The sequence below is a fragment of the Mycobacterium sp. MAC_080597_8934 genome (assembly GCF_000523975.1).
GTDB lineage: Bacteria > Actinomycetota > Actinomycetes > Mycobacteriales > Mycobacteriaceae > Mycobacterium > Mycobacterium avium.
This window is the reverse complement of the sequence record NZ_JAOS01000016.1, coordinates 1-3,748: the sequence shown is the minus strand read 5'-3', so window position 1 is coordinate 3,748 and position 3,748 is coordinate 1. Positions and strand designations below refer to the sequence as shown.

At 70.3% G+C, this 3,748-nt stretch carries 1 pseudogene; it reads right to left on the bottom strand.

Features of this window, described 5'->3' with window-relative positions:
* Positions 1-3,748, bottom strand: a pseudogene (locus NF20_RS08620) (amino acid adenylation domain-containing protein); the annotation flags it as partial.

Below are 3,748 nucleotides of genomic sequence, written 5' to 3'. Positions count from 1 at the left end.
GACTTCGAGGTGGTCGGCGGCCAGTTCGTGGAAGTACCGCAGCAGGGCGGGATCGCCGCTGTCGAAAGTGCGCTCGAGGCGGCGCCGCGCGTCGTCGTCCGAGGCGGCCCGCACCAGACAGATGAGTTTCCCGTCGGCCAGTTCCAGGCGTTCCAGCCATTGCAGCACCAGGTAGCGGCCCAGGAAGCCGGTGGCGCCGGTCAGCAGCACGGTGCGCACCTCGGCGCCGGGGCCGGGCAGCGCGGGTGCGGCGGACAGCGTCGCGGCGTCGATGAACTTGTCCAGGGTCAGGTCGCTGGCGTACACCTCGGTGGCGTCGCGGCCGTGCACCGATGCGAAGTCGGCCCGAAGGCCTTGCGCCACAGCGGGATCGGCGTTCAGCCGCTGGCTCAGGCTGCGCACCGAGGGCGCCTCGAAGACGGCCCGCACCGGCAGGTGGATGTCCAGCGCGTTGTAGATGGCCGCGACCAGCCGCATGGCCGACAGCGAGTCGCCGCCCAGGTCGAAGAAGGATTCCTGCACCCCGACCCGCCGCGGCAGCCCCAGCACCTGGGCGTAGAGCCAGGCCAGGATCTCCTCCACCGCGCCGGCCGGGGCCAGGTAGTCCTCGGGGCCCTGGTAGTCGGGGGCGGGCAGGGCGCCGGTGTCGAGTTTGCCGCTGGGTGTCAACGGCAGCGCGTCCAGCACCAGCACCGCGGCGGGCACCATGTAGCCGGGCAGCCGTTCGGCCAGCGCGGTGCGGAGCTGCGCCGGGTCGGCGGTCCCGGTGACGTAGCCGACCAGCCGCTTGTCGCCGGGACGGTCCTCGCGGGCGATCACCGTCGCCTGCTCGACGCCGTCCAATTCGGCCAGGGCGGACTGGATTTCGCCGAGTTCGATGCGGTAGCCGCGGATCTTGACCTGTTCGTCGGCGCGGCCGAGGTATTGCAGTTGCCCGTCGGCGCCCCACCGGACCAGGTCCCCGGTGCGATACATCCGCTCGCCGGCGCCGCCGAACGGGCAGGCCACGAACCGCGACGCCGTCAGGCCGGGCCGGCCCAGGTAGCCGGTCGATACCCCGGCGCCGGCCACGTACAACTCGCCGACCACACCGGGGGGCACCGGCCGCAGGTGTGCGTCGAGCACTCTCAGCGCGGTCCCCGGCACGGGCGCACCGATCGGCGGCGCCTCGGGGCCAGGGGTCAGCGGCGCGCTGACGGCGGCGACGATGGTGGTCTCCGTGGGCCCGTAGACGTTGATCATCACCCGGCCGGGCGCCCAGCGGTCCACCACCTCGACCGGGCAGGCCTCGCCGGCGACCGCCAGCGTCGTCGACTCCAGACCGTCGGGTGAGAGCACGCCCACCTCGGACGGCGTCTGGGTCAACATGTCGACGCGTTCCGCAACGAGCAAGGCGTGCAGGTCTTTTGGCGAGCGGACCACGTCGTCGGGCACCACCAGCACGCGCCCGCCGTTCAGGAGCGCGCCGAAGATCTCCCACACTGAGAAGTCGAAGGCCAGCGAATGGCACTGGCCCCACACCTTTCCGGGTGCGGCGGGCAGGCCGGCGGCTCCCAGCGACGCGAACAGCTGGGTGGCGTTGCGGTGGGTGACCGCAACGCCTTTGGGGACGCCGGTGGTCCCGGAGGTGTAGATGAGGTAAGCGATATTGTCCGGGGCGGGTGCGGGTGGTGCGGTGACGGGTTGTTCCCGGATCGACGGGTCGTCGACGTCGATGACGGTCTGGTCGTACTCCTTTAGACGGCAATGGAATTCGGTGCTGGTGAGCACGGCCGCGGGTGCGGCGTCGGCGAGCATGAACTCGATCCGCGCGCTGGGCAGGCCGGGGTCGATGGGCAGGTAGGCGGCCCCGGCCTTGAGCACCCCCAGGATGGCCGCGACGGCCTCGGCGGAACGCTCCAGCAGCACGGCCACGCAGCGGCCCGGCCCTGCGCCGTAACGAATAAGTTGGTGCGCCAATTGGTTTGCGTGTTCCTCAAGCCGACGATAGGTGACCGAGCGACCGTTGGCGGTCAGCGCCACGGCGTGCGGGGTGCGCGCCACCTGGGCGGCGAACATCGCGGGGATGGAGGTGGGCGGGTTTTGCGGTCGGGTCAGTGCTGCGCGGTTGCCGAGGGCATCGAGGCGGGCGTGCTCGTCGGGGTCGAGCAGGTCGATCGAGGACAACCGGCGGCCGGGGTCGGCGGTCATGGCCGCCAGCACCCGCCGCAGTCGCTGGGTCAACGCCTCGACCGTGGCGGTGTCGAACACGTCGGTGCGGAATTCGACCGCTCCCCGATACCGGCGGGGGAGCCATCGGGTGTCCAGCGTTCGGCCAGCGACCAGGCCAGATCCATCCGGGCGGTGCGGGTATCCACCGGCAGCGGAATCACCCGCACCTGCCCCAGGCTCAGCTCGGTGGGCTCGATGTTCTGCCAGGCCAACATCACCTGCACCAGCGGATGGTGCGCCAGGCTGCGGGCCGGGTTGAGCCGCTCCACCAGCACCTCGAACGGCACATCCTGATGCTCATAGGCAGCCAGGCTGCGTTGCCGCACCCGCGCCAGCAGCTCGGCCACCGTGGGATCACCGGAGACGTCCACCCGCAGCACCAAGGTGTTGACGAAAAAACCCACCACGTCATCCAGCGCCGGGTCGCGCCGCCCAGCGATCGGAAAGCCCACCGCCACATCCGAACTCGCGCTCACCTTGGCCAGCAGCACCGCCAACGCGGCCTGCACCACCATGAAACTGGTGGCATTATGCGCGCCGGCCAACCGCGATATTTGCTGCTGCAACTGCGCCGGCCACTCCACCGCGACACTGGCGCCGCGGAAATCGGCCACCACCGGATACGGCCGATCGGTGGGCAATTCCAACCGCTCGGGCATGCCCGCCAACGCGCTTTCCCAGTAGCGCAGCTGACCGGCGATCAGGCTGTGCGGGTCGTCGAGGTCACCGAACTGGGCGCGCTGCCACAACGTGTAATCGACATACTGCACCGGCAACGGCACCCAATCCGGAACCCGCCCCGCCGACCGACTCGCATACGCCCGCGCCAAGTCACGCACCAACGGCGTCAACGACCACCCGTCCGCGGCAATATGATGCACCACCGCCACCAACAAATGCTCCTCGACACCACACCGCAAAAGCACTGCACGCAACGGAATTTCAGCAGCCAAGTCAAAGGTATGCCGGGCGGTGTCGCGGATGACGTCATCCAGTCGGGCCGGCGACCAGCCACTGGCGTCGATGACCTGCCAGCCGATGTCGGCACGGTCGGGCGGCAGCACCACTTGGGCGGGCGTCCCGTCGGTCGCGGCGAACACCGTGCGCAGGCTCTCGTGCCGGGTCACGACATCATGCAGTGCGGCGCCCAGCGCGCCGATGTCCACCGGCCCGTGCAGCCGCAGCGCGGCCACCATGTTGTACACCGGGGACGGCCCGTGCAGCTGGCCGATGAACCACAGCCGCGACTGCGCGAACGACAACGGCACCACCGCCGGCCGCTCGGCGGCCACCACCGCGGCGAACCGGTGCCCGCCTTCGCCGAGGCGCGCCGCCAGTTGCGCAATGGTGGGCGCTTCGAACAACACTCGCACCGACAGCCGGGCGTCGAGGCCGGCGTTGACGGCGGCGATCACCCGCATCGCCGACAGCGAATCACCGCCCAGGTCGAAGAACGAGTCGTCGACACCAACCCTGTGCAGGCCAAGCACCTGGGTGTAGATGCCGGCGATGATCTCCTCGGTGGGAGTGGATGGCG